25 protein-coding genes are annotated in these 25,163 nt (G+C 65.3%); 14 read left to right on the forward strand and 11 right to left on the reverse strand.

The window, feature by feature from the left end; genetic code table 11:
- Positions 1-123 precede the first annotated feature (123 nt).
- From AC1Q6V_RS26275 to AC1Q6V_RS26285, 3 genes are all read right to left on the reverse strand, one after another.
- Entirely contained in the window at positions 124-1,443 is a 1,320-nt protein-coding gene (locus AC1Q6V_RS26275; RefSeq protein ID WP_454750937.1) for an epoxide hydrolase family protein, read from the reverse strand.
- Positions 1,444-1,476: 33 nt separating this feature from the next.
- Entirely contained in the window at positions 1,477-2,298 is an 822-nt protein-coding gene (locus AC1Q6V_RS26280) for an alpha/beta fold hydrolase (RefSeq protein WP_011617467.1), read from the reverse strand.
- A 71-nt stretch (positions 2,299-2,369) separates the two neighbouring features.
- Positions 2,370-2,759: an MAPEG family protein gene (locus tag AC1Q6V_RS26285; RefSeq protein WP_011617466.1), complete on the reverse strand. Its 390-nt coding sequence runs from the start codon at positions 2,757-2,759 to the stop codon at positions 2,370-2,372.
- Positions 2,760-2,882: 123 nt separating this feature from the next.
- Here AC1Q6V_RS26285 and AC1Q6V_RS26290 point away from each other — a divergent pair, with 123 nt between their 5' ends.
- Positions 2,883-3,842, forward strand: coding sequence for a GlxA family transcriptional regulator (locus AC1Q6V_RS26290; protein ID WP_010810251.1), 960 nt, complete (start codon positions 2,883-2,885; stop codon positions 3,840-3,842).
- Between the two features lie 96 nt (positions 3,843-3,938).
- Complete coding sequence (locus AC1Q6V_RS26295) at positions 3,939-4,373, forward strand: MarR family winged helix-turn-helix transcriptional regulator (RefSeq protein WP_010810250.1); 435 nt, start codon at positions 3,939-3,941, stop codon at positions 4,371-4,373.
- 32 nt (positions 4,374-4,405) lie between these two features.
- Here the strand turns inward: AC1Q6V_RS26295 and AC1Q6V_RS26300 are convergent, their stop codons facing one another.
- Positions 4,406-5,182, reverse strand: a complete 777-nt coding sequence (locus AC1Q6V_RS26300) for an enoyl-CoA hydratase (RefSeq protein WP_010810249.1) — start codon at positions 5,180-5,182, stop codon at positions 4,406-4,408.
- Between the two features lie 293 nt (positions 5,183-5,475).
- Between AC1Q6V_RS26300 and AC1Q6V_RS26305 the strand changes: the two genes are divergently transcribed.
- From AC1Q6V_RS26305 to AC1Q6V_RS26320, 4 genes are all read left to right on the forward strand, one after another.
- The gene (locus tag AC1Q6V_RS26305; RefSeq protein WP_010810248.1) at positions 5,476-5,964 is read left to right on the forward strand and encodes a winged helix-turn-helix transcriptional regulator; all 489 of its coding nucleotides are present in this window, start codon (positions 5,476-5,478) and stop codon (positions 5,962-5,964) included.
- Positions 5,965-6,080: 116 nt separating this feature from the next.
- The gene (locus AC1Q6V_RS26310; RefSeq protein WP_011615250.1) at positions 6,081-7,268 is read left to right on the forward strand and encodes a thiolase family protein; all 1,188 of its coding nucleotides are present in this window, start codon (positions 6,081-6,083) and stop codon (positions 7,266-7,268) included.
- Positions 7,269-7,333: 65 nt separating this feature from the next.
- Positions 7,334-7,807, forward strand: coding sequence for a MaoC family dehydratase (locus tag AC1Q6V_RS26315; protein ID WP_010810246.1), 474 nt, complete (start codon positions 7,334-7,336; stop codon positions 7,805-7,807).
- Complete coding sequence (locus AC1Q6V_RS26320; RefSeq protein ID WP_454750936.1) at positions 7,804-8,742, forward strand: 2-dehydropantoate 2-reductase; 939 nt, start codon at positions 7,804-7,806, stop codon at positions 8,740-8,742. The genes AC1Q6V_RS26315 and AC1Q6V_RS26320 overlap by 4 nt, the downstream gene beginning before the upstream one ends.
- 103 nt (positions 8,743-8,845) lie before the next feature.
- Here AC1Q6V_RS26320 and AC1Q6V_RS26325 read toward each other — a convergent pair whose 3' ends face one another.
- Entirely contained in the window at positions 8,846-9,187 is a 342-nt protein-coding gene (locus tag AC1Q6V_RS26325; protein ID WP_454750935.1) for a putative quinol monooxygenase, read from the reverse strand.
- 73 nt (positions 9,188-9,260) lie between these two features.
- A complete protein-coding gene (locus tag AC1Q6V_RS26330; protein ID WP_010810243.1) occupies positions 9,261-10,010 on the reverse strand; it encodes an SDR family oxidoreductase in 750 nt (249 codons plus the stop codon).
- A 113-nt stretch (positions 10,011-10,123) separates the two neighbouring features.
- On the opposite strand from AC1Q6V_RS26330, the gene AC1Q6V_RS26335 reads away from it, so the two are divergent.
- Entirely contained in the window at positions 10,124-11,041 is a 918-nt protein-coding gene (locus AC1Q6V_RS26335; RefSeq protein ID WP_010810242.1) for a LysR family transcriptional regulator, read from the forward strand.
- A gap of 68 nt (positions 11,042-11,109) precedes the next feature.
- Positions 11,110-12,489 (forward strand): FAD-containing oxidoreductase, encoded by a 1,380-nt coding sequence (locus AC1Q6V_RS26340; RefSeq protein WP_454750934.1) that lies wholly within the window; start codon positions 11,110-11,112, stop codon positions 12,487-12,489.
- 29 nt (positions 12,490-12,518) lie between these two features.
- Here AC1Q6V_RS26340 and AC1Q6V_RS26345 read toward each other — a convergent pair whose 3' ends face one another.
- Together AC1Q6V_RS26345 and AC1Q6V_RS26350 are read right to left on the reverse strand one after the other, a co-directional pair.
- Positions 12,519-13,115 carry a DJ-1/PfpI family protein gene (locus AC1Q6V_RS26345; protein WP_010810240.1) on the reverse strand — a complete coding sequence of 199 codons (597 nt, stop codon included), beginning with the start codon at positions 13,113-13,115 and terminating at the stop codon, positions 12,519-12,521.
- 83 nt (positions 13,116-13,198) lie between these two features.
- Entirely contained in the window at positions 13,199-14,323 is a 1,125-nt protein-coding gene (locus AC1Q6V_RS26350; RefSeq protein WP_454750933.1) for an NAD(P)H-dependent flavin oxidoreductase, read from the reverse strand.
- 264 nt (positions 14,324-14,587) lie between these two features.
- On the opposite strand from AC1Q6V_RS26350, the gene AC1Q6V_RS26355 reads away from it, so the two are divergent.
- Complete coding sequence (locus tag AC1Q6V_RS26355; protein WP_454750932.1) at positions 14,588-15,487, forward strand: GntR family transcriptional regulator; 900 nt, start codon at positions 14,588-14,590, stop codon at positions 15,485-15,487.
- Between the two features lie 108 nt (positions 15,488-15,595).
- Here AC1Q6V_RS26355 and AC1Q6V_RS26360 read toward each other — a convergent pair whose 3' ends face one another.
- Positions 15,596-16,264, reverse strand: a complete 669-nt coding sequence (locus AC1Q6V_RS26360; RefSeq protein ID WP_010810237.1) for a GntR family transcriptional regulator — start codon at positions 16,262-16,264, stop codon at positions 15,596-15,598.
- Positions 16,265-16,599: 335 nt separating this feature from the next.
- Here AC1Q6V_RS26360 and AC1Q6V_RS26365 point away from each other — a divergent pair, with 335 nt between their 5' ends.
- Genes AC1Q6V_RS26365 through AC1Q6V_RS26380 form a run of 4 tightly spaced genes read left to right on the forward strand, consistent with a single transcriptional unit; the run spans position 16,600 to position 22,123 of the window.
- Positions 16,600-17,853 carry an MFS transporter gene (locus AC1Q6V_RS26365; protein ID WP_010810236.1) on the forward strand — a complete coding sequence of 418 codons (1,254 nt, stop codon included), beginning with the start codon at positions 16,600-16,602 and terminating at the stop codon, positions 17,851-17,853.
- Between the two features lie 28 nt (positions 17,854-17,881).
- Positions 17,882-18,694, forward strand: coding sequence for a putative hydro-lyase (locus AC1Q6V_RS26370; RefSeq protein ID WP_010810235.1), 813 nt, complete (start codon positions 17,882-17,884; stop codon positions 18,692-18,694).
- A 27-nt stretch (positions 18,695-18,721) separates the two neighbouring features.
- A complete protein-coding gene (gene pxpB, locus AC1Q6V_RS26375) occupies positions 18,722-20,365 on the forward strand; it encodes a 5-oxoprolinase subunit PxpB (protein WP_454750931.1) in 1,644 nt (547 codons plus the stop codon).
- A 27-nt stretch (positions 20,366-20,392) separates the two neighbouring features.
- Positions 20,393-22,123, forward strand: coding sequence for an acetyl/propionyl/methylcrotonyl-CoA carboxylase subunit alpha (locus AC1Q6V_RS26380; RefSeq protein ID WP_011617458.1), 1,731 nt, complete (start codon positions 20,393-20,395; stop codon positions 22,121-22,123).
- Positions 22,124-22,162: 39 nt separating this feature from the next.
- Here AC1Q6V_RS26380 and AC1Q6V_RS26385 read toward each other — a convergent pair whose 3' ends face one another.
- The gene (locus tag AC1Q6V_RS26385; RefSeq protein ID WP_454750930.1) at positions 22,163-22,966 is read right to left on the reverse strand and encodes a BPL-N domain-containing protein; all 804 of its coding nucleotides are present in this window, start codon (positions 22,964-22,966) and stop codon (positions 22,163-22,165) included.
- Positions 22,967-23,138: 172 nt separating this feature from the next.
- Positions 23,139-24,050, reverse strand: coding sequence for a LysR family transcriptional regulator (locus tag AC1Q6V_RS26390; RefSeq protein ID WP_010810231.1), 912 nt, complete (start codon positions 24,048-24,050; stop codon positions 23,139-23,141).
- A 114-nt stretch (positions 24,051-24,164) separates the two neighbouring features.
- On the opposite strand from AC1Q6V_RS26390, the gene AC1Q6V_RS26395 reads away from it, so the two are divergent.
- Positions 24,165-25,163, forward strand: coding sequence for a Bug family tripartite tricarboxylate transporter substrate binding protein (locus tag AC1Q6V_RS26395; RefSeq protein ID WP_010810230.1), 999 nt, complete (start codon positions 24,165-24,167; stop codon positions 25,161-25,163).

Below are 25,163 nucleotides of genomic sequence, written 5' to 3' on the forward strand. Positions count from 1 at the left end.
TCGGTGCGCATGGTCGGGCATGCCCCGGACCATGCGCCCGGATAAGCGGGCACGAAACAAGGGCGGCTCGGGCGCTGAAGGCATTGCCATGCTTCAGCGCCCGCCGCCGCCCGCCTGCCGCGCTCAGCGCAGCGACCTGAACGCTGCGCGCAACTCTTGAGCGAACAGCTGCGGCTCTTCCCATGCCGCGAAGTGTCCCCCCTTGTCGACCTTGTTGAAGTAGGTCAGCCGGGGGTAGGCGCGCTCGGCCCAGCTGCGCGGGGCTTGATAGAGCTCGCCGGGAAATACCGTCACGCCTACAGGCACCTTGATCTGTGCGGTCATCTGCTCGGCGGCGTTGAAGTTGTTGGTGTTGTTTTCCCAATATAGCTGTGCTGACGACGTGGCGCTGTTGGTGAGCCAGTAGAGCGTGATGTCGTCGAGCATCTCGTCCCTGGTCAGCGAGCGCTCGGGGTTGCCACCGCTGAAGGTCCAGGCGGCAAACTTGTCATAGATCCATGCCGCCTGCCCTGCGGGGGAATCCGCCAGGCCATAGCCCACGGTCTGCGGGCGGGTCACCATCATCGCGGCATAGCCGCCGCCCAGCGTATACAACTTGTTCATCGACTCGAAGGCTGACTTTTCAGCGGCGGACAGGCCGGCCGGCGCTGCTTCGCCGTTCTTCAGCGCCCGGGCGACGTCCGCTGGCACGGTGGCGGGCATATTGACGTGAATGCCGAGCAAGCCCTGTGGTGCCTGGCGGCCCTGCGCATGCGCCACGACCGAGCCCCAGTCGCCGCCCTGTGACACATAACGTGTGTAGCCCAGCCGCTTCATCAACACATCCCACGCACCTGCAATGCGGTCGGGACCCCAGCCGGTCCCGACGGGTTTGCCGGAGAAGCCGTAGCCGGGCATCGACGGAATCACCACATCGAAGGCGTCCTCGGCACGGCCGCCGTAGGCGGTGGGATCGGTGAGCGGGCCAATCACCTTCAGCAGTTCAAAGACCGAGCCCGGCCAGCCGTGGGTGATGACGAGCGGCAGCGCATTGGGATGGCGCGATCGCACATGCAGGAAGTGGATGTCGAGCCCGTCGATCCTGGTGACGAACTGGGGGTAGGCGTTCAGCTTTTGCTCTGCCTTGAACCAGTCGTAGTCGTTGCCCCAATAGCGCACCAGTTCCTGGATCTTCGCCAGCTGCACGCCCTGCGATTGATCGGATACCGTCTCGCGGTCTGGCCAGCGCGTGGCGGCGATGCGCTGGCGCAGGTCGGCCAGTGCCGCTTGCGGGAAGCTGGCGTGGAAGGGGCGAATGGATGCGTCCTCGGTCGCCGCGCGTTGCGGGATTGCGCCGCCTTCGGCGGCCGGCGATGCCTGGGCGTGGCTTGGCAAGGCCAATTGAGCCAGGCATAAAGCGATCGTGGCGATGGCAGGTGCCGTGCGTGTTGCGTGGAGTTTCATGTCGATACCAGGTAGAGGGAAAGTGGAATCCGGTCAGCGGCGTGTCGTTGGCGGGTGCACGTCGGGTTTCGGTTGATACACCGCGGCGGCGTAGATGGCATCCGCAACCTGCTTCGGCCTTGACAGCTGCGGTACGTGGCTCGTCGGCAGTGTCACGATGCGGGCGGAGATCTTCTGTGCCATCGCTTTCTGCAAGGCGGGCTGGATCATGTGATCCTGCTCGCTGAGGATGTACCAGGACGGCCTGGTCCGCCATGCGGCAACCGTGACCTTGTCCTCGAAGCTCTTGCCGCTGACGGGTCCCTGTGTCGCCGCCATGATCCGGGTCTGGGCCGCTGGCACGTCCTGGGCGAAGTGTTTGGACATCCCCTCGGGCGTCAGCGTCAGGAAACCGTCCTTGTCAGCGACAATGAAGCTGGATCCCTCGGGCTTTGGGTAATCCTTGGCCAGGTCCGCCACCGACTGGTTTTCCGAAGGTGCAAACGCCGCGACATAGACCAGGGCCTTGACGCGCTCATGCTGTCCGATTTCAGAGATCACCACACCGCCCCAGGAATGCCCCACCAGCACGACCGGTCCGGCCTGCTTGTCGAGCGCGCGGCGCGTGGCGGCCACGTCGTCGGCCAGGGAAGACAGCGGGTTCTGGACCGATACAACATGAAGCCCCTTGGACTGGAGCAGGGCAATGACCTTGTCCCAGGCCGATCCGTCGGCAAAGGCGCCGTGCACAAACACCACCGTGGTAGCGCGGGTGTCAGCAGCCGGTGCGGCGGCGGCTGTGCTCGCAGCGGCTGCAAGGCTGCTGACGGTGGCAACAAGCGCCGCAGTCCTGATGAACGTATTCAATGTCTTCATGCGATTCCCCTTAAGGGTCAGGTACTAATGGGATTGGAGAGTGGCCGCTCTGCCGGCATCGGCAGCCCGGGTCAGACGGTGAGGGCGGCCACGCAAAGGGCTGTCCCGAAGGCATACGTTCCCAGGGCACCAACGGCGCGGGCCGGATTGGGCCTGGACATGGAGGGCCAGGCAAGCAGTGCAACCACCAGGAGCACGCGACAGGCAGTTGCACCTGCCATGCACCAGACCGCCCAGCCAGGCGGATGCTGAGTTCCGAGGTACAGGAAGAGCACCGCAAGGAACGGCGCGTACTCGGTGGTGTTGCCATGAGCGCGGATCAGCCGTGCCAGCAGTTGATCGGGCTCGGATGGGTAGCCGCTCAGCACGCCGATCCTGGACCGCTGCACCGAGGTGGCGAGTCCGAGCGAGAACAGAAGCAGACCGAGGACAGTGGTGCAGGCCAGCGCAATGATGTTCATTCGATACCTCGTGGATGGTCGATAGCGCGCATTGGGAGAAGCCCATCGGGAGTTGATTGACAGTTTCAGGATAGGGTCCTAGCCTTTGTCCTGAATGACGAACTTCCCTCGTTTCAGGACAACATGAACCAAATCGGCCTCGTGCTCTTCCCCGGCTTTCAGATGCTCGATTTGGCGGCGGTGTCGGTCTTCGAGATGGCTAACCTCGAAGTGCGGGTCCCGGCCTACGAAATCCATGTCGTCTCGGAACGCGGCGGGGCCGTGAAGAGTTCGATGGGCACGGCGATCCAGACCACCGCGATGGATCCGCTGGCTTTTGACACGCTGATGGTTGGGGGCGCTACCTCGGTGCCGGCGCCATCGCCCAGGCTGCTGCGCCTGCTAGGCCATGCACTCGAGCCGACCAGGCGCATGGCCAGCATCTGCACAGGGGCGTTCATCCTCGCCGAGGCCGGCATCCTGGACGGCCGGCGGGCTACTACGCATTGGCACCATGCCAGTACGCTGCGGCAGCGCTTTCCTGCGGTGCGCGTCGAAGACGACCGCATCTTTGTCCGGGACGGAACGGTGTGGACATCGGCCGGCATGACGGCATGCATCGACCTTGCGCTGGCACTGGTAGAGCAAGACCTGGGGACCGACGTGTCGCGCGCAGTCGCGAAGAAGCTCGTGGTTCATCACCGCCGTGCCGGGGGGCAGTCCCAGTTCTCGATGCTGTCGGAACTGGAATCGAGGTCAGAGCGCATACAAGCGGCATTGACCTACGCCAGGAATCATCTGCACCAGGATCTGTCGGTGGAGCTGCTCGCCAGCGCCGCCAACATGAGCCCGCGGCATTTCAGCCGCGAGTTCCGGCAGAGCACGGGCCAGTCCCCGGCACGTGCCGTCGAGCGCTTGCGCGCCGACACGGCCCGCCTGCTCGTGGAAGCCGGCACGCTGACGATCGAGCGCATCGCCAGCAAGACCGGCTTCTCCGACCCGGAGCGCATGCGCCGGGCGTTCTTGCGGATTTTCGGCGAGCCGCCGCAATCCCTCAAGCGTGCCGCCCGTGCGCGGCGCAGCGAAGAGCCGGCCGCCGTGTGACGGACGGCCAGGCGCTGTGCGTCACGCTATTCGGGACACCGGCGCATGATAATATTCGCATGCGAACGAAATCTCACCCTTTATGACGCACCAGACATGGAACATCGCCTCGTCTACCTGTTGAACGTGGGTCAGCGGCGCCTGCAGCGGTGGTCACAAGCGCGCACTGCCGCGGGTGGCGTGACATCAGCCCAGGCCGGACTGCTTTTCTTCCTGGGCAGCAACGATGGCGCGCTGACGAGCGAGGCTGCCGCGGCGCTGGACCTGGGCGCGCCCGGGATGAGCGGCCTGGCCGACCGGACCGAAAGGGCCGGCCTGATCGAGCGCCGGCCGGACGAGAACGATGGCCGTGCCTCGCGCCTGTGGCTGACGGAGGCAGGGCGCCTGGCGCGCCAGCGTTCCAAGGCGAGCATGAAGGCATTGAATACCAGGCTCACCGAAGGTTTCACCGCCGCCGAGATCGACGTGGTGGCGCGCTGGCTGACCAGCCTCCAGACAAAGTTTCCGGCCGCGGACGAGGGCGAGGTGTAGCCTCGCAGCGGCCGGAGAGCGAGGCAGTCGACTCACTGCGCGGCAACCCTGGTGAAGTCTGGTTTGCGCTTTTCGGCGAAGGCCGAGAATGCTTCCCGGGCTTCCGCACTGGCCAGCCGCTCCTCGAACCTGGCGCTTTCGCTGTTCATCTGCGAAACCAGTTTTTCCGCATTGCGCATGAGCTGTTTCATTGCGCTCAGGGAGCCGGCCGGCCTGGCGGCAATCTTCTCGGCCATCCGGCGCGCATCCGTGCGCAGCTGGTCATTGGCGCAAACCTTGTTCGCGATGCCCCATGCCAAGGCCGTTTGCGCGTCAAGCGGCTCGCCCAGCGCGAACATCTCGAAAGCCCTGACGTGCCCGATCCGCAGCGGCAGCAGGTAACTCGAAGCCGCTTCGGGAACCAAGGCGAGATTGACGAAAGGCGTGATCAGTTGCGCGTCCTGGCCGAGCACCACGTAATCACAATGCAGCAGCATGGTGGTCCCGACGCCGACGGCCTTGCCATTGACCGCGGCGACAATCGGTACGGTCGAATTGGCAAGGGCGCGCAGGAAGCGATGCACGTGACGTTCGCTGGGGCCATTTCCCGACGCGATCGCCGCGAATTCGCCGAGATCATTGCCGGCCGTAAAGCTGTCCCCGTCCCCCTGCAGCAGCAATACCCGGATAGCCCGGTCCTGCTGTGCCTGCTCGATGGTGTCGGCAAGTGCGCCGTACATCTCGTTCGTCAAGGCGTTCATCTTGTCCGGCCGCGCAAGCGTCATGGTCAGCACGCCGCCGGTGAGGTCAATGCGGATTTCGGGGGTCATTGGTCGGTCTCCAGGTGAGAGTTGCACGCTGCCGTGCAGGCATCGCGATTAAGTTCGCATGCGAAGTATATAGATAGTTCGTGTGCGAAGTAAATGGTTGAGGCCGGGCAGTGTGCAGAATCGGCGTCTGGGCGGCGGTGCCCTCCACATAGACGGTGTGGGCAGGGGCGTGCTTCCGGTGCCTCGCGGGCGCGGAATACAGCACAAGCGAAAAACGAACTTGCATGATGATAGTGACTACCCTAGACTGACTTTCAAATCGATAGCAAGCAGGTCTCTCGAGGAAGCCAATCATGCAGAAGAAGCCACTTGGCGAAACGCCGTGTCCGATCGCTCGCACCGCGGCCCGCGTCGCCGACAGCTGGAGCGTATTGATCCTGCGCGAAGCCTTTTACGGCGTGACCCGGTTCGACGAGTTCCAGCAAAACCTGGATATCGCGCCCAATATGCTCACGCGTCGCCTGAACTCGCTTGTCGAAGAAGGCATGCTTGAGCGTCGCCAGTACTGCGACCGCCCGCCCCGCTCCGAGTACATCCTGACCGAGCGCGGGCGCGATTTCCGCCAGGTGCTGCTGGCGATGCTGGCCTGGGGCAACAAGCATCTCGCGCCTGAAGGCGAAAGCGTGCAGTTGACGAACCGGCGCACCGGCGTGCGCGTGGAACCTGTGCTGGTCGACGCCGCCAACGGGCGCCCGGTCACCGATGCCGACTATCACCTTGCACCCGGCCCCGCCGCCAGCGACCGCGTGCGCCAGCGGCTGTCGCGCTCGACAGACGCCTGAGCCGGATTTCCCGCGCAGCCAATTCTTGTTGCAACCTTCAAGACCCGGCTACCGGGCGCATACCGCATGGAGTGCGTGCGGCCGATTGAAACTGATTGTTTGGTAGGGAGAATGCGATGCATGCAAGAGATGTCGTGCTGTGCCAGCCGGTGCGCACCGCCATTGGCGCCTACAACGGCTCACTGAAGGCCGTTCCGGCGGTTGATCTCGGCGCCGCAGCGATACGGGCAACCGTGGCACGGGCGGGAATCGATCCAGGCGAGGTCGGCAGCGTGGTGTTCGGAAATGTGATCCAGGCCGGCAACCGCATGAACCCGGCCCGGCAGGCTGCCATTGGGGCAGGGCTGCCGGTTTCGGTTCCGGCGATGACCGTCAACCGCGTTTGCGGCTCGGGGGCCCAGGCCATCGCCACGGCAGCGGACGAGGTACGGCTCGGCTATGTAGATATCGCCATCGCCGGCGGCATGGAAAACATGGATCGCGCGCCATACCTGATGCCGTCCGGCCGCTGGGGTCAACGCATGGGCGATTCCGTCCTGTACGACAGCATGCTGCACGACGGCCTGTTTGACGCCTTCTCCGGTGAGCACTCCGGATGGCATACCGAGGACCTTGTCGCCCGCTACGCGCTGACCCGCGAGGCCCAGGACCGCTGGGCCGAGCGTTCGCAGCGGAATTTCGCGCTGGCGCAGGCGAACGGGCGATTCACCGGCCAGATTGCCGGGGTGGCGACCAAAGGGAAGGGCGGTACGGCCATGTTCGAAGTGGACGAAGCCAACCGCCCTGATACCAGCCTCGATACGCTCGGCCGGCTCAAGCCGGCGTTTCGCCCGGACGGCACAATTACCGCCGGCAATGCGCCCGGGCTCAACAGCGGCGCAGCGGCCATGATCATTGCCGAACGTGCGCTGGCTGAAGCCAGGGGGCTGCAGCCGTTGGGACGATTGGCCGCTTACGGTGTCGGGGCCGTGGAGCCCGGCATGTTCGGGCTGGGCCCGGTCCCGGCGGTGCGGCAGGCGCTGCAACGCGCCGGCTGGGAGCTGGGCGACATTGAACGCATCGAGATCAATGAAGCATTTGCCGCGGTGCCGCTGGCTGTCGCGGTGGAGCTCGGATTGCCGCACGACATCATCAACGTCGACGGTGGCGCCATTGCCCACGGCCATCCGATCGGTGCGACCGGCGCGGTGCTGACGACGCGGCTGCTGCATGCCATGCGCGCCGACGGCATACGGCGCGGCATCGTCACGCTGTGCATCGGCGGCGGACAAGGGATTGCGCTGGCGCTCGAGACGCTGGCCTGATCCGTCTGTTCTCGTAGCGGGCATGCATTGATGCAAAGTTCAGCACAAACCATCTGGAGGAGAAAATGAACATTCAATACATCGAGGATCTCGCGGCGGGCCAACGATACGGTTCGGGGCGGCTGACCGTCGCGCCTGAACGGATCAAGGCCTTTGCTGCCGAGTTCGACCCGCAGCCCTTCCATCTCGATGAAGCCGCCGCCCGCGACACACTATTTCGTGGACTGGCTGCGAGCGGTTGGCATACCGCTGCGCTGACGATGCGCCTGCTGGTCGACGGCGAATTCCGGCCCGCGGGCGGCATCGTCGGCGCGGGCTTCGAGGAGCTGCGCTGGCCAAGGCCGGTTCGCCCTGGCGATGAACTGCATATCGAGAGCGAGATACTTGAAGTGCGGATTTCGAAATCGCGCCCCGACCAGGGCGTGGTGAAGGTGCGTACCACAACCTTCAACCAGGCCGACGAGCCAGTGCAGGTTTTCACCGGCAACCTGATCGTCCAGTGCCGCCCCGCAGCCGCCGCGCAGGCAGAGGCGTCATGAAGATTCTTGTACTCGGTGCCGGGGGCATGGGCGGCTACTATGGCGCGCGCCTGATCGAGGCAGGCGCGGATGTCACCTTCATGTTGCGGCCCGGCCGCGCGCGGGCGCTGGAACGGGTTGGCCTGGCCGTGCGTAGCGAACTTGGCGACTTCCATCGCCCGGTAAAGATGGTCCTGGCCGGTCAGGTCGGCGCGCAGTTCGACGTGGTACTGCTGGCATGCAAGGCCTACGACCTTGCCGACGCGATCCGGGCCATCAGCCCGGCCGTTGGCCGGGACACTGCGGTATTGCCTCTGCTCAACGGCCTTGACGCCTATGACCGGCTCGACCAGTGCTTTGGTAGGCAACGCGTGCTGGGTGGAGTCGCATACATAGCGACAACGCTGGCGGCGGATGGAACCGTCGTGCACGCCGGCCGCATGGACCGGCTGGTAGTCGGCCCGCGCGCCGCGCAGGGGTCGGCATTGGCCGCGGATTTCCATGCGCTGGTGTCCAGGGCGGCCGGTACGCGTGAGCTATCGGGCGCCATCGGGCAGGAGCTGTGGAACAAGTGGGCCATGATTGCCGCCGGCGCAGTGATGACATGCCTGATGCGCGGGACCGTGGCGGACATCATGAAGACCCAGGATGGCCGTCGCCTGATGCTTGACGCGATTGCGGAGTGCCGCACGGTGGCGCAACTGTACGGCCATGCCATCCCTGAACCCGTTGTCGCTGCCATGCAGGCCCGACTGCTGGACGAAGCATCGACCTGGGCTGCCTCGATGATGCGGGATATAGCGCGGGGCGCCCCACGCATAGAAGCCGACGCCATCGTCGGCGATCTCATCAAGCGCGCAGCCGGGTACGGGCATGAGCTTCCGTTGACCCGTGCGGCATATTGCCACCTGCAGGTCTATGAGCGCCAGCGCGCTGCGCACCAGACGGCTGGTTGAGCAGCCTTCGCCCATTCATGGAAATCACCAATCACGACATGACTATGCCGTCAGACTGTGCTGCGCGCGACCGAGGATGTCGAAAATGCCTTCTCGGCGCTGATCAAGCGTGAAGATCCGGCCGGCACGCTGGCACAAGGCGAGACATCGCCGGCGTTAGAAACTCCGGCGTACGTGGTGCCTTCAGCAGATCGGCCAGCACCGCCTCGTATTCGCGCCGGTAGGACGCTTTCAGGTGGTGGTCCCTGAAATGCTGCTCGCTGCAGGCCCAGTTCTCATAGAGAACCAGGGTGTCAGGATCTTCGAGCGAGCGGTGCAGATACGTGTTGATAAACTCCGGCTCCTTCGACATCTGCTCGAGGACATCAAGCAGTCTCGACTCTAGCTCAGCGCGCCGCTCGGGCTTGCCCGGCAGATGGACGATAAAGGCAATGGATTGGTTCATGAAGCTGCTCCAGGCAGGATGGGCCACCTCATGCGCAGACCGCGCCCACGCCGCGGCCCGCAGAGGCATTGACTTACAGTTGGCTCATGCCGCCGTCGGCGATGATTTCCGTACCGACGATGAAGGCCGATTCGGGCGCCGACAGATGCAGCACCGTCGACGCAATCTCCGCCGGCAGGCCGAAGCGGCCCAGCGGAATCTGGCTCTGGATCTGCGCGGCAGTGGCCGACAGGGTGTCGGCTTCCAGGCCCAGCTTGCCGTACAGCGGCGTCGTCACCGGCCCGGGGCTGACCACATTTACCCGGATGCCCGAGCTGACCAGCTCACCCGACAGGGTCCTGGCCAGCGAGATCAGTGCTGCCTTGCTGGCGGCATACACGGAAGACATCGGCATGCCGATGCGCGCATTGATCGAGCCGTTCAGCACGATCGACGTGCCCGGGTTCAGCAGCGGCAGCAGCGCCTGGATCTGGAAGTACGCGCCCTTCACGTTGGCGTTGAAGGTGGCGTCCCACAGTGCCTCGTCCACATCGGCAACGGCGGCAAACTTGGCAATGCCGGCGTTGATGAAGACGGCGTCCAGGCGGATGCCTGCGTCGGTCAGCTGGCGAGCCAGGTCACGCGCGGCCTGCACGGTGCCGGTTTCGTTGCGGATGGCGATGGCCTCGTTGCCGAGCGTGGCGCGGGCGCCCTCCAGTGCCGCTGCGTCGCGGCCCGTGATGACCACGCGGGCGCCTTCCTGGGCGAATGCCTGGGCAGCCGCCAGGCCGATGCCGCTGTTGCCGCCAGTGATCAGAACGGTCTTGCCTTCGAAGCGATTCATGATGTCCTCCAATCGGGAAAGGTGAATTTGAACAATTGCGTGACTGGAGTATGGGCGCTGGCCTCCGGTTTGCCATACGATCAATCCGACGAACACGTTCGAAGGAGTTGCACATGTTGTCGGAAGACGAATTGGCCCTGCTGGAGGCCATCCGGGAGGCCGGCAGCCTGTCGCGCGCGGCGGCCAGGCTGGGCAAGGCGCCGTCCACGGTGTCGCACGCCGCGCGGCAGCTGGAGCAGCGCTTTGATGCACTCTTGTTCGACCGCCGCGGCTACCGCCTGCAGCTGACGCGCGCCGGCGAATTGCTCACCGAAGAAGCCGCCCGGCTTGCGCAGGATGTCGCGCGCGTCACACAGCGCGTGCGGCAGGTCGCCAACGGCTGGGAAGACCGGTTGTGGATCGTGACCGACGAGCTGATGGAATTCGAGACGCTGATGCCCGTCATGCATGCGTTCGACGCGCAGGAATCCGGCGTGGCGCTGCGCGTCACACACGAAGTGCTGGCCGGCACCTGGGAAGCGCTGCGGGATGGCCGCGCCGATCTGGTCATCGGTGCCACCAACGAGCCGCCCGCCATCCCCAACCTGGGGTGGTTCGAGCTGGGCGTGATCGAATGGGTGTTTGCGGTCTCGCCCCGGCATCCGCTGGCGGCCGCGCGCGAACCATTGACACGTGAGGAGATCGCCCGCCATCGTGCCGTGGTGGTGGCAGATTCATCACGCCTCACGGGCGGCCGCGCTTACGGCATGGTGGGCGGTCAGCGCTTGCTGGCCGTGCCGAGCGTGCGAGCCAAGACCCTGGCGCAGCGCGATGGCCTGGGGATCGGCTGGCTGCCCAGGCACCGGGTCGGCTCGCTGCTGCAGCGCGGCGAACTGATAGAGAAGCGCACCGCCGACCCGCGCGAGCCCAACCTGCTCTACGTGGGCTGGCGCGGCGATCACGAAGGCCGCGCGCTGCAATGGTGGCTGGAGCAGTTGCGACGGCCTCGGCTGGCCAGGCTGCTGGTGCGGGGCGTCGACGCCTACGCGTAGCTGGCAGGGCAGCGTCGCACCATCTAAAGTACCTTGTGGCTTTGCGGTACCAGGCAAGGAGAATCGTGATGGCTCAAGGATTCGACGCGATCATCATCGGCACCGGACAAGCCGGCCCCGCACTCGCTGCGCGGCTGGCCGGCGCGGGCATGAAATCGGCCGTCATCGAGCGCGCGCGTTTTGGCGGCACCTGCGTGAACACCGGCTGCATTCCCACCAAAACCCTCATCGCAAGCGCGTACGCAGCGCAACTGGCGCGGCGGGCTGCCGAGTACGGTGTCACCATCGGCGGGCCGGTCGCGGTCGACATGAAGCAGGTGAAGGCACGCAAGGACGAGATCTCCGGCCGTTCCAGCAACGGTGTGGAACAGTGGATGCGCGGGCAGGAGAACGTCACGGTGTATCAAGGTCATGCCCGCTTTGAAAGCGCGCATAGCGTGCGGGTCAACGGCGAACTGCTGGAAGCTGACCGGATTTTCGTGAACGTCGGCGGCCGGGCCCTGGTTCCGCCCATGCCCGGGCTGGACCAGGTGCCGTACCTGACCAACTCGAGCATGATGGAGGTGGATTTCCTGCCGGAGCACCTGGTCATCGTTGGCGGCAGCTACATTGGCCTTGAGTTTGGCCAGATGTACCGGCGTTTTGGGGCCAGGGTGACCGTTGTCGAAAAAGGCCCGCGCCTGATCCAGCGCGAAGACGAGGATGTGTCGCAGGCGGTGCTGGAGATCCTGGAGCGCGAGGGGATCGAAATCCGGCTCAATGCCAACTGCCTGAGCGCGCGCAGGGAAGGCGACCACATTGCGGTCGGGCTGGATTGTTCGGACGGGGCGCGCGACGTCCACGGCTCGCACCTGCTGCTGGCGGTCGGGCGCGTGCCCAACACGGAGGACCTGGGGCTGGACCAGGCGGGGGTGGAGACCGACGCCCGCGGCTATATCCAGGTAGACGAACAGTTGCGCACCAATGTCCCCGGCATCTGGGCGCTTGGCGACTGCAATGGCCGCGGAGCGTTCACGCATACGTCGTACAACGACTATGAGATCGTCGCTGCCAACCTTCTCGACAACGATCCCCGCAAGGTGACGGACCGCATCGCAGCCTATGCCATGTTCATCGACCCTCCGCTCGGCCGCGCCGGCATGACGGAAGCAGAAGCCCGGCAATCCGGACGCAGGCTGCTGGTCGGCTCTCGCCCCATGAGCCGCGTCGGGCGAGCCGTGGAGAAGGGCGAGAGCCAGGGCTTCATGAAGGTCGTGGTCGACGCCGATACCCGCATGATCCTGGGCGCCGCGATCCTCGGCGTGACCGGCGACGAGGTGATTCACTCACTGCTCGACATCATGTATGCCAGGGCACCCTATACCACCATCAGCCGCGCGATGCACATCCATCCGACGGTGTCGGAGCTGGTGCCGACGCTGCTGCAGGAATTGCGGCTACAGGCTTAGCTGGTGCGCCGGCTCGACCGGGGCGCACATCAGAGGAACGGCGCAATGTTCGCCATCGCGCGCGTCACGTAGGCCACCTTCTCGCCCACTGGCGCCACATAGTCAATCGCGTTGCGTGCAGCCTCGACGCCTTCCAGACGGGCGATGAACCAGGCGGCCAGGTACTGCGACGCCAGGCATCCGCCGGCGGTTGCAACGTTTCCCTTGGCGACAAACGGCTGATCGAGCACAGCCACGCCGGCCTCCACTACCCATGGCTTGGAGATCAGGTCCGTACAGGCCGGAACGTCGTTCACCAAGCCCAGTTTGGCTAGTATGAGCGTGCCCGAGCATTGCGCGCCCAACAACTGGCGCGTCGGGTCGAAGCGGAGTTGCGACATCAGCGCGGTATCGGCGACGACTTCCCGGGTTCGTATCCCACTACCCACCAGCACAGCGTCCGCGTTGCATGCGTCCTCCAACGATGCTTGCGCCTCCATCACCACACCGTTCAGCGAACGCACCTTGGCCGCCGGACTGGCGATCGAAACCCGCCAGCCGGGCCGCTTGACCCGGTTGAGGATGGAGAGCGCGATCAGCGAGTCGATTTCGTTAAAGCCTTCGAAGGTCAGGATGGCGATATGCATGGGGCCTCGTGGGAGTGGCGACGTTGGGTTGCGCCATCGTAGAGCCGGCAGTCAGTACATTCAAATAATTGTTATAGATACGCTCAGGCTGCGTCCTGCGGGTCCGCAAACGTCGCCATGCGCAGGATCGCTTGCCTCAGCTCCGACCTGAGTTGCGCCACCAGCTCCGCGGCCGGCAGGGACCTGGCCAGCGGCGCTGCCTGCCCGGCCCACTGCGCCGCGTACTCAGCGCTCCCCGCGGCCTTGGCAGCGGCGTGAAGCGCCTTTCCCGCGTCATAGGCGATCGGGTAGTCCGGCACCGGAGGTGCGTCGGCGGCGGCGCCGAGTGCCGTGAGCCGGTTGGTGAAGCCCCTGGCCGCGCGGCCCGATATGGCGCGGGTGAGCGTGGTCGCGCGCGGCTGGGGCGCGGTCAGCGCCGCGCGATAGGCGGCATCGGCAGATGACTCCGGGCAGGCGACGAATGCGGTGCCAAGCTGGGCGGCTTCTGCCCCGAGAGCCAGTACCGCGGCAATGCCTGCCCCGTCCATGATGCCGCCCGAGGCAATCACCGGAAGTTTCGTGCCCAGCACCAGAAGACGCACCAGAGCCAGCGTGCCGAGGCCTTCGTCGTAGCCATCGGTGTCGAAGGCGCCGCGGTGTCCGCCAGCTTCAATGCCTTGCGCGACGATGGCGTCCACGCCGGCGGCCTCTATCTGGCGGGCCTCATGCAGGGACGTTGCACTGGCCAGCAGCACAATGCCGGCCGCGCGTAGCGCGTCAATTTTCTGCTGGGCGGGAAGGCCAAAATGGAAGCTCACAACCGCTGGCTTTTCTTCCAGCAGCATCTGGAACATGGCGTCGTCGGCCACGAAACTCCTGTAGATCTCGCGCAAGCTGGCGGGTGTGGTCGCGCCGTGCTCGGCAAACTGGGCGGCAAGGTAGCTGAGCCAGGCCTGCTCGCGCACCTCATCGGCCTTGGCGGGGGCGTGGCAGAACAGGTTGACGTTGAATGGCTTGCCGGTCAGCGCTCGTGTCTCGCGGATTGTCTTTCGCGCCGCTTCGGCATCCATTGCCCCGACGCCGAGCGAGCCCAGCCCGCCGGCCTCTGACACGGCTGCAGCCATGGCCGCTGTGCTGACACCGGCCATGGGCGCCTGGATGATGGGCGTGGAAATGCCCAGGATCGAACAAAGGTTGCGGCGCTGGCTGGAAGGCCTGGAAGTGTCCATGAGAGTCTCTTTCGCTTTGATGTGCATAATTCCGCTCGGGAAATTTTCGAAGGCGAGGCTGTGTCGGAGGGTATCGAGAATGCCATGAAATCTCGCGGCGTGAGAAGTTGCTGCGGCTTCGCAATGCATTGTTCATCGCGCGACGCATCCGGACCTGTCGGTGCCGGGCAAGGTGGCTTACCGCGCGCGCCCCGCATTGCGTGCCTGGAATACCCGGCAACTATCGACTAGCTTGAAAGCCTTGGGCCGCTTTGATGGGGCATCATGATGAAGAGGATCACAGGGCGCCTGGCCACCATTGTCTCCGTGGGTGTAGCAGCGGGCCTTACTGCCGCAAGCGGCGCGTGGGCCTCTGACATCGTCTGCAAGCCAATTGCGCGCGAATCCCCCGTACGCTGCAACAATCCGGATGGCTCCGGGGTGAGATGCAGCCTTGCGACGGACGAGGCCGGTCCGCAGGCGCGCCCGCGGCATCCGATCTGCGATTCCCCCAGGCTGTCAGAGCGCTACGAGCGCATTTACGCCGAGCAGCAGAGGATGCTGCGCAAGGGCAGGATCCTGGACTCGGACATCGCGGCGTGGCGCGGCCGGCGCGATGCCTGCGGCTCGGTACGCTGCCTGGAAAGCATGTTCGCGAAATTCTGGCGGGAGCGGGATTCGATGCGAATCGCACCGGGCCGGTCCGACTCCGCGAATCAAGCAGCAACGGCGGTGTCGCCACCCGCCAGCCAGGAGGCGGCACCGCCGCCTGCGGTGTCTTCCGCGCAGGGCTCGCAGACCTCAACGCAGATCCCTGCGCCGACGCAGCGTGTGCAAGAAGAGCCGCCGCCGGCAGAGCCGCTTGCCGCGGCGGCTGGACCGGAACCCGTCGAACCAACACGGCCGACGGCTCCGGCTGTTGAAACGCTGCCTGTCTGGCAAGCCACAGCGCCTCCCGTTGCCGAGAACAAGAACAGCCGCCCGGACAAGTCCCATCCGGCAGCCCTTGCCGTGGAGAGCCTGCTTTCAGGACTGGTCGTGATGGGTGCGGGTTTCCTGTGGACGCGCCGCGCCGCGCGCGCACAGGATCGGACGCGTTTCGCCATCCCGGCGGCGGCGGTGGTCGTCTATGGCTTGCTGCTTGTGAATGCGCTGCTGCTGCCGTTTACGCTTGCCGTGAAGTGAGGACACTGGCGCCTTACCGACGACAATGCATGGCTCCGCATCTTGAGCAGGCGGGGGCCATTGCGGCTCGGCGTGCAGCAGCTATGCATGGATGCGCCGCACCGGCATTCAACGCCCCTTGAAAATCGGGTGCCGGGCGCAAACCGACAGCACGATGCGCTCGGACTGCACCAGGTAGTCGTTGAGGGCTGCGGCACACTCTGCGAGCTTGCCCGCCTCGAACAACTGCAGGATGTGCTGGTTCAGCTCGACATATGGGCCATGCAGGAATTCGGGATCCTGCAGCATGCCGAAAGCCAGGCGCAGCTCGGCCAGCAGGTGGGCGAACATCACGTTCAGCCGCTCGCTGTCGGCCAGTTCCACGATCGCCATATGGAACTCCATATTGGCGGTACCCGCGCCTTGCCAGTCGCCGCTGTCGCGGCAGCGCAGTCCCATTTCCACCGCTTCGCGCAGGTGCTTCCTGGCTGGATGGCTGGGGTAGGCCTGGGCGATGGCCTGGCACTCGATCATGCGGCGCACGCGGTAGATGTCGATGATGGCCGCAATGCTGGGAATTGCCACGGATACCCCGCGGTTGGGTTCGTGCTTGAGCAGGCCTTCCTTGGTCAGCACGCGAAAGGTCTCGCGCAAGGTGTTGCGCGAGATCTGCAGGCTCTCGCTAAGCGCGGCTTCCGACAAGCGCTGCCCGGGCGCGAATTCGCCATGCACGATGCGCTGGCGAATCTGCTCCGTGACCCGCTCGGCCAGGTTTCTTACGTCAGTACTGGATGTCATGTTGGCTTGCGTCAGGGGCGACAGGTTCCGGCATGCCCCGTGCGGCGATGTTATCTCACTTTGTTGAACAATAGGCACAAGATTGGTGCGAAGTCTGCCCTGCAGACGTGACTTAGGTGTATACGAGAATCGAACCTCAGCCAATATTGTTCAACAATAAGTCACGGTGGTTGAGTCATACGTGCAGATAGATGAACATGGCATGTGTTTTGCTAAACAACGGCTGGGGTGCGGGGCCGCTGTCTTAGTGGTCTTGCTCGCTACCGGAACTTCGTCGTGAAGACATCGCGACGAGCCTTGTCCACGCTTTGTCCTTATCCATAGTGAGCGCAACCATGTGGCTTAAAGAAACAAATCAGGCGGAGCGCAAGACGCTCTTTGCCGCCTTCGTCGGCTATGGGGTCGATGCCTTCGACTACATGATCTACACCTTCATGATCCCCACCTTCATCCTGGTGTGGGGCATGACCAAGGCCGAGGCTGGCTACATCGCGACGGGCGCGCTCATCAGCTCGGCCATCGGCGGCTGGCTGGCCGGCATCCTGGCCGACAAATATGGTCGCGTGCGGATCCTGCAGCTGACCGTGCTCTGGTTCAGTTTCTTCACGTTCCTGAGCGGCTTCACCCAGTCCCCCGAGCAACTGTTCCTGACCCGCATGCTGCAAGGCCTGGGCTTTGGCGGCGAATGGTCAGTCGGTTCCCTGCTGATCGCCGAGATGATCCGGGCCCGCCACCGTGGCAAGGCGGTCGGACTGGTGCAAAGCAGCTGGGCCATCGGCTGGGGCCTGTCGGCGATTGCATTCTGGGCGGTCTATGCCGTGTTCGAGCAGCAATACGCATGGCGCGTGCTGTTCTGGGCCGGCGTGCTGCCGGCGGTCTTTATCCTGTATATCCGCCGCAATATCTCCGAGCCCGAGGTGTATCAGGAAACCAGGGCCAAGCTGGCCCGCACCGGGCAAAGCAATAACTTCATGCTGATCTTCAAGCCCGGCGTGCTGCGCGTGACGGTGCTGGCAAGCCTGCTGGCGACCGGCATGCAAGGTGCCTACTATTCGGTGACGACCTGGCTGCCCACCTACCTCAAGATGGAACGCAATCTCTCCGTGCTCAACACCAGCGGCTACCTGATGGTGCTGATCGCCGGGTCCTTCGCCGGCTACCTGACCAGCGCCTGGCTGTCCGACCGCCTGGGGCGCCGGCGTTGCTTCATGCTGTTTGCGGTGAGCGCGGCCTTCCTCGTGATCTGCTATACGCAGTTGCCGATCACCGACGCCGCGATGCTGGTGCTGGGTTTCCCCCTGGGTTTCTTCCTGTCCGGGATCTTCTCGGGGATGGGGGCCTACCTGACGGAGCTGTATCCGAGCCATATCCGCGGCTCCGGCCAGGGCTTCTGCTACAACTTTGGCCGTGCGGTCGGTTCCATATTCCCGGCCATGATCGGGCATATGAGCGCATCGATGTCGCTGGGGGTTGCCATCGGCTATCTCGCCGCCGGCGCCTATGGGCTGGTCGTTATCGCCTGCCTGCTGTTGCCGGAAACGCAAGGGCGCGAATTGCTCGCCGAAGCCGGGGCCGAGGCCGCGCATTGATCTGATCCAAGACACTGGAGCAACACGCATGCAAGATTCCGCACTGGAACGCACCCGCATCGCCGCCGTGAACGCCGCGCGCGCAGCGCGCGCAAGCTACCGTGCCGGCACGGTACAGCCTACCGCCGGCATTGCACCGGGGATGACGCAAGCCAACATGATCGCGTTGCCGCGCGACTGGGCCTGGGACTTCCTGCTGTACGCGCAACGCAACCCCAAGGCCTGTCCCGTGCTCGACGTGATCGAAGCGGGTGCACAGCAGACCGTGCTGGCGCAAGGGGCGGATATCCGCACCGACATCCCGCTGTATCGCGTGTGGCGCGACGGCAAGCTGGCGGAGGAGGTGGCGGATGCCACGCCCCTGTGGACTGAGCACCCGGACCTGGTCACCTTCCTGATCGGCTGCAGCTTTACCTTCGAGACGCCGCTGCAAGAGGCAGGCATCGAGGTGCGGCATATCGCCGACGGTTCCAACGTGCCGATGTACCGCACCAACCGCCAGTGTCGCCCGGCTGGCCGCCTGCATGGCGAGATGGTCGTGTCCATGCGGCCCATCCCTGCGCATCGGGTTGCCGATGCGGTTTCCATCAGCGGACGCTTCCCGTCGGTGCACGGCTCGCCCGTCCATGTCGGCGATCCGGCCGCGCTGGGCATTGCCGACCTCGCCAGGCCTGACTTTGGTGACGCCGTGCGTATCGAGCCGGGCGAGATCCCGGTGTTCTGGGCTTGCGGCGTCACGCCCCAGGCGGCCGTGATGGCGTCAGGCGTGCCGTTCGCCGTGACGCATGCGCCGGGCCACATGTTCATTACCGACGTGCCAGACAGCACGTATCACGTCTAGGACCTCCGGGTCATTGCGGAGCTCGTTTTGCGTTTTCTGCCCGTCACTTCGAATGCACTGCTGGTGGAACTGGCCGACCTGGACCAGACCCTGGCCCTGCTGGCCTCGCTGCAGCGCGATCCCGTGCACGGCGTGGCGGAGCTGGTGCCCGCCGCGCGCACCATCCTCGTTCACTTCCGCCCATCGGCCATCAGCGCCGCCGCGCTGGTATCGGCCATCGCCGCGCGCGACCTGTCGCAGCGCGTCGAGCGCAGCAACATCCTGGTCGAGATTCCGGTGCGCTATGACGGCGAGGACCTGGCCGAGGTGGCCCAGCTGCTTGGCATCACGCCCAGGGAAGTGGTGCGCCGCCACACCGGCAGCGAATACACCGTTGCCTTTACCGGCTTTGCGCCAGGCTTTGCCTATCTCAGCGGCGGCCATCCCAGCTTCGACGTGCCGCGCCGCAGTACGCCGCGCACGCGTATTCCCGCCGGCGCCGTGGGCCTGGCTGGCACCTTCAGCGGCGTGTACCCGCAGGCCAGCCCGGGCGGCTGGCAGATCATCGGGGTTACCCCCGTGGCCATGTGGGACCTGAATCGCGAACAGCCTGCGCTGCTGCAGCCCGGCTATCGCGTGCGCTTCATCGACATCGCCACGCTCGATGGCGTGCTCGATGCGGGCAGCGCCATCGCCGCCGGCGCCCCGGCGCGCCAGCCGTTGCCGACGGACAAGGCGGCTGCTGCCGCGGCGCTGAAGGTGAAGGCCACCGGGCTGCAGACCGTGTTCCAGGACCTGGGCCGGCACGGCCAGGCGGGGCAGGGCGTCTCGGCCTCGGGTGCGATGGACCAGGCCGCCCTCAAGATGGCCAACCGCCTGGTCGGCAACCGCAGCGACGGCGCGGCGCTCGAGACCGTGGGCGGCGGCCTGCAACTGCAGAGCGTGGGTGAAACCGTGCTGGCTGTCACTGGCGCCGATGCGGCGCTGACGGTGCGCACTGCCGATGGTCGCCAATGGAGCGTCCCGAACCACCAGGCCGTGGCGCTGGCCGATGGCGACACGCTGAGCATCGGTCAGCCTCTTGCCGGCGCCCGCAGCTATGTGGCAGCACGCGGCGGGTTTGCCGTCACGCCGGTCCTGGGCAGTTGTGCGACTGACTCGCTGGCCAAGGTCGGTCCCGCGCCACTGGCCGTGGGCGATGTGCTGGACCTGCTGCCCGCACCGGCCGGCGCCGTCGTGGGCACCCCCGGGTTGCCTGCCGCCGATCTGCCCACGGTGGAGCAGGACGTCGTGCTGGACGTGGTGCTCGGTCCCCGCACCGACTGGTTCACTGCGGAGTCCGTGGCGCGCCTTGCTGCGCAGCGCTGGCAAGTCACCCCGCAATCCAACCGCGTGGGCCTGCGCCTGGCCGGCGAGGTGCCGCTGGAGCGCGCCATCACCGGCGAGCTGCCCAGCGAGGGCACCGCCCTGGGTGCGTTGCAGGTGCCGCCAAGCGGCCAACCCGTGCTGTTCCTGGCCGACCACCCGCTGACCGGCGGCTACCCCGTGATCGGGGCCGTGGCGCCTTACCACCTGGACCGCGCCGGACAGATTCCGGTTGGCGCCTGGCTGCGCTTCAACCCGCTCGGCGCCTTCGAAGAACTTCAACCGTCAGAGCTGCAACTGTCGGCGCAGCGACCGTCTGCCGCCTGAGCGCACAAGCCCCAACCGAGATTTGCGATGAAGAAAGTCCTGATTGCCAACCGTGGCGAGATTGCCGTCCGCATCATCCGCGCCTGTGCCGACTACGGAGTCGGGTCGGTGGCCGTGTATGCCAATGCTGATATCGACGCGCTGCACGCGCGGCTGGCCGACGAGGCCTACGGCCTGGATGGCGACCGTCCGGCCGACACCTACCTGAACATTCCCAAGCTGCTCGATATCGCCCGGCGCAGCGGGGCAGATGCCGTGCATCCAGGCTACGGCTTCCTGTCGGAAAGTGAAGCCTTTGCCAAGGCCGTGATCGATGCCGGCCTGGTCTGGATTGGCCCGTCTCCCGCCACGATTGCGCGGCTGGGCGACAAGGTGGAAGCGCGCAAGATCGCCTTGCAGGTTGGCGCCCCGCTGGTCGCCGGCACGCCCGACCCGGTCGTGGATGCCAGTGAGGTACTGGCCTTTGCCGAGCAGTACGGCCTGCCGATCATCATCAAGGCAGCCTTCGGCGGCGGCGGCCGCGGCATGAAGATCGCATGGCGCATGGATGAGGTGGAAGAGTTGTACGCCTCCGCCGTGCGCGAGGCTGTCACTGCCTTTGGCCGCGGCGAATGCTTCGTTGAGCAGTTCCTCGACAAGCCCCGCCATATCGAAGCGCAGGTACTGGCCGACCAGCATGGCAATGTCGTGGTGCTGGGCACGCGCGACTGCTCGCTGCAGCGCCGCAACCAGAAGCTGGTCGAAGAAGCCCCCGCGCCGTTCCTGACCGACGCGCAGCGCGCGCGTATCCACGCCGCCGCCCGCGACATCTGCGCGGCGGCCAGCTACACCAGTGCCGGCACCGTGGAATTCCTGCTCAGCGCCAGCGGCGCGATCTCCTTCCTGGAGGTCAACACCCGCCTGCAGGTGGAGCACCCCGTGACCGAGCAGACCACCGGCGTGGACCTGGTGGTCGAGCAATTGCGCGTGGCGGATGGCTTGCCGCTCTCCATTACCGAAACCCCGGCGCCGCTGGGCCATTCAATCGAGTTCCGCATCAACGCCGAGGACGTGGGCCGCGGCTTCCTGCCCACGCCCGGGCCGGTGCAGACCTTCGAAGCTCCGTCGGGCCCCGGGGTGCGCGTGGACTCGGGTGTGCAGTCGGGCTCGGTGGTCCCCGGCACATTCGACTCGCTGATGGCCAAGCTCATCGTGACCGGTGCCACGCGCGAACAGGCGCTGGCGCGCGCACGCCGTGCGCTGCGCGAGTTCCGTATCGAGGGTGTGGCGTCGGTGCTGCCGTTCCACCGTGCGGTGATCGACCACGCAGATTTCCTCGGCGCGGATGGCTTCAGGGTCCACACGCGCTGGATCGAGTCCGACTTCGCCGAACCGCTGGCAGCGGCCACCCGTGCCGAGCCCCGGCACGATGCCAGCCTGTTGCGCACCGCCATCGAGATCGACGGCCGCCGCATGGTGCTGGGGCTGCCGGCGCAGCTGCTGCGCGGCCTCGCCGACGCGCCCGGGCAAGGCAGCGCCGCGGCGCCGGCCCAGGCCGCCGCTACCGACCCGGCCGACCTGCCATCCCCGATCGCCGGCACCGTGCAGACCTGGAAGGTCGCAGTTGGCGACGAGGTCAAGGAAGGCGATCTGATCGCCGTGATGGAAGCCATGAAGATGGAGATGCAAGTCCATGCTCATCGCGGCGGCCGCGTAACGTGGCAGGCGGCCGCAGGCACGTTCCTGACGGCGGGGACGCGGCTGGTCAACATTGTGTGAATTCACCAAGAATGCCGGCCAAAGGGTAGGGCGCGCCGCTCAGTTCAGCACCAGCCCCGCGTGCGCCAGCAACCGGCGAAACACCGCCAGGCGTGTATCGCCGGTCTCCGCCAGCCGGTCGCAGACATGGAGGTGTTCACGCATATCGCTGTGTCCGCGCAGCGCATCCTTGCACTCCCGCTCGGAGATCTCAAGGTGGACGCCGGCGAGCACCGCGCGGCCCTTGCCAACCCGTGAACTGACGATGGCCGGCGGCGTGCCATCGATATCCGCATAGACGGCCAGGACCTGCGTGTCAGCGCCGGGAGCGTCGCCGAAGTCAAAGCGGCAGCCGCCATGGTAGTGGGTGTATAGCGACATCGGGACATCGGTCAGGCTGTCCGTGGTGCGCAGTCTCACCGCGGCCGTGGTACGCGGCGTGCCGTCATACAGCATGCCGTCAGTCAGTTCTGGCAGCGAGCCCACTGCCACGGCGTCGACAAAGCACAGCTCGCGCGGGCCGCAGATTGCGCCCCTGGTGCCGGCGTGAAACGCCAGTTCCCGACATGCGTAGTAAGCGCCCGCGCAAATCCCGAGGTAGACGCCGCCCTGCTCGACGAAACGCCGGATGCGCGCGTTCGGGGCACCGTTCAGCATTGCACAGTAGGGAAGGTCGGCGCCTCCCGGCATGACAAACAGCTCCGCCCCATCGAACAGCGTGGCGTCGTGCCGGATGTCGTCTGCCATCACCGCACGGTTCTCGTAGGTGCTGGCGTGGAGTTGGTGCCCGATGGTCCGCATCAGGCATGCGGTCCAGTCGGAAGCGCCGGCGTCGACATAGGTCAGGATCTGGGGCCTTGGCATACCGGCATCCGCTTTTGAATAAGGAACGGGAACTCACGGGACGGCTCCGGTACCGGTCTCGGAGTGGAGGTTGGGTGATCCAAGGAACTCTTATTGTGCATCGACAAGGCACATCATTGCCCTGAATGGATTCAAGCATAACGCTGCCGATCGGGAACAGCTCGCCTGGCGGCTAGTCACGCAAATGCTCGTCCGTGAATTTCCGGAATATTTCCATGCTGGGCGCCTCGGTCCGCCCCGCCAGGGTGAAAAAGGCATAGCGGGGGCCATCATCGACCGCTGGGGTCGTGACCAGTTCGCATAGTTTTCCTGCGGCAATCTCCGCACGCACTGCGGCGACGATGCTGAACAGTATCGCGTCGGAATCCAGCACAGCTTCGACCAGGCTCCGGACATTCTCGCACCTGAGGCTAAGGCAATGCTCCGGATCCGCGCGTGGACCGAAGCGCTTCACCAGGTTGCGCGCGACTTCCGTGCTGAGCGGGGCGGAAGCCAGCGGATAACGCATGACATCGTCAAACGATACGGCGTCTCCGCCGGCAGCCTGTTGCACAAGCGGATGTCCTGTGCGGCAGATAAAGCGGCCCTGCAACGCGTTCAGCAGTTCGTGGCGAAGGTCCGTTGCTGGCGCCACGCTGCTCACCTCCACGATGACTGCATCAAGCGATCGCTGACGCAGCTGGATCATCAGCGCATCGGAAGTACCAAGCGACACGCTGACCTGTATGCCGGGATGGTGCCTGGCCATGTATCGGAGAAACGGCGTCGCCAGCACTGCGCCCGGCCCCGCGCCCAGCCCGACGCGGATGGCACCCAGGTGGTGGTGGTGGAACAGTTCGACGCTGCGGTGCAGTTCCGCTTCCTCGAACACGATGCGCCGGGCCCGGTTTGCAGTCAGCTCCCCCAATGGGGTCAGCACATTGCGCTTGCCGTGCCGGTCGATCAGGCGGCCTCCCAGTTCGTCCTCCAACGTCTGGATGCTCCGGCTCAGCGCGGACTGGGTCAGGTGCAGGCGTTGTGCCGCCTGGCTGAAGGACGCCATATCCGCCACCATCAGCAGATGCTTGAGATGTTTGAGATGCATTGCGCACTTATAGATGAGATTTTTGAATAAATTTTAGACCGATAATGCATTGGACGCATGCCGGACGGCGCTTTACGATCCGATTCCACAAGAACACGCATTGAGGAGACCGCCATGACCCGATTCAAGAACATTGGCCGCCGTTGGCTCGGCGGCCTGGTTGCAGCACTGCTTTTTGCAGGGCTGGCGCCGGCACACGGCTTTCCTGACCGGCCGGTAACGCTGATGGTGCCGTTCCCGGCGGGCGGCCTCTCCGACGTTGTTGCCCGGAACCTGAACGGGTCCCTGGCCCGGCAGTTCGGGCAGCCAGTCATCGTCGAGAACCTCGGGGGAGCTGGTGGCGCGATTGCCGCGCAGAAGGTCCTTCATGCACCGGCCGACGGCCACCTGCTATTGCAGGCAGGGCCCGGCGAGCTCATCACTACGCCGCTGGCCAATGCCGCAATCAAATTCAGGAGCGAAGATTTCAGGCTGGTGCATATGGTCGGCACTGTCGATCTTGCCATCCTGGTGCGCAGGGATCTGCCGGTAAAGGATGTCGACGAACTCGCCGCCTATGCCGCGCAGGCAGCCAAGGCCGGCAAACCACTGACATACGCCAGCGTCGGCATCGGCTCGCTCTATCACCTCCTGGGGGCGCACATGTCCCAAACCATCGGAGCGCCGATGACTCACGTGCCTTACAAGGGCGGCGCGCCCGTGATCCAGGACCTCGTTGGCGGAATTGTCGATATCTTCATCTCGCCATTTGGCAAGCCTGACATCGAACGCATGCGCACCGGCCAGGTCCGGATGCTGGCCGTACTGTCGCCTACGCGAGTGGAGGCAGTGAAGTCGGTTCCCAGCGTCAATGAGAGCAAGGCGCTGCGAGGCTTCAACTATTCAACCTGGGCTGGCATCTTCGTGAAGAAGGACACTGCCGAGCCTGTCGTGCAGGCGGTGCACAACGCGATTGTGCATACGCTGGCCGACCCCTCGGTGCGCGCAAGCCTGGATGCCGCGAACCTGCCTGCGTCCAAGCCGGTGTCGCTTGCCGAAAGTCAGAAGGCCTATCAGCAGAGCATCGAACAATACCGCGGCATTGCCCGTGCCATCGGCTTGCAGCCGCAATAA

It is taken from the genome of Cupriavidus sp. GW823-FHT07B10 (genome assembly GCF_058794355.1).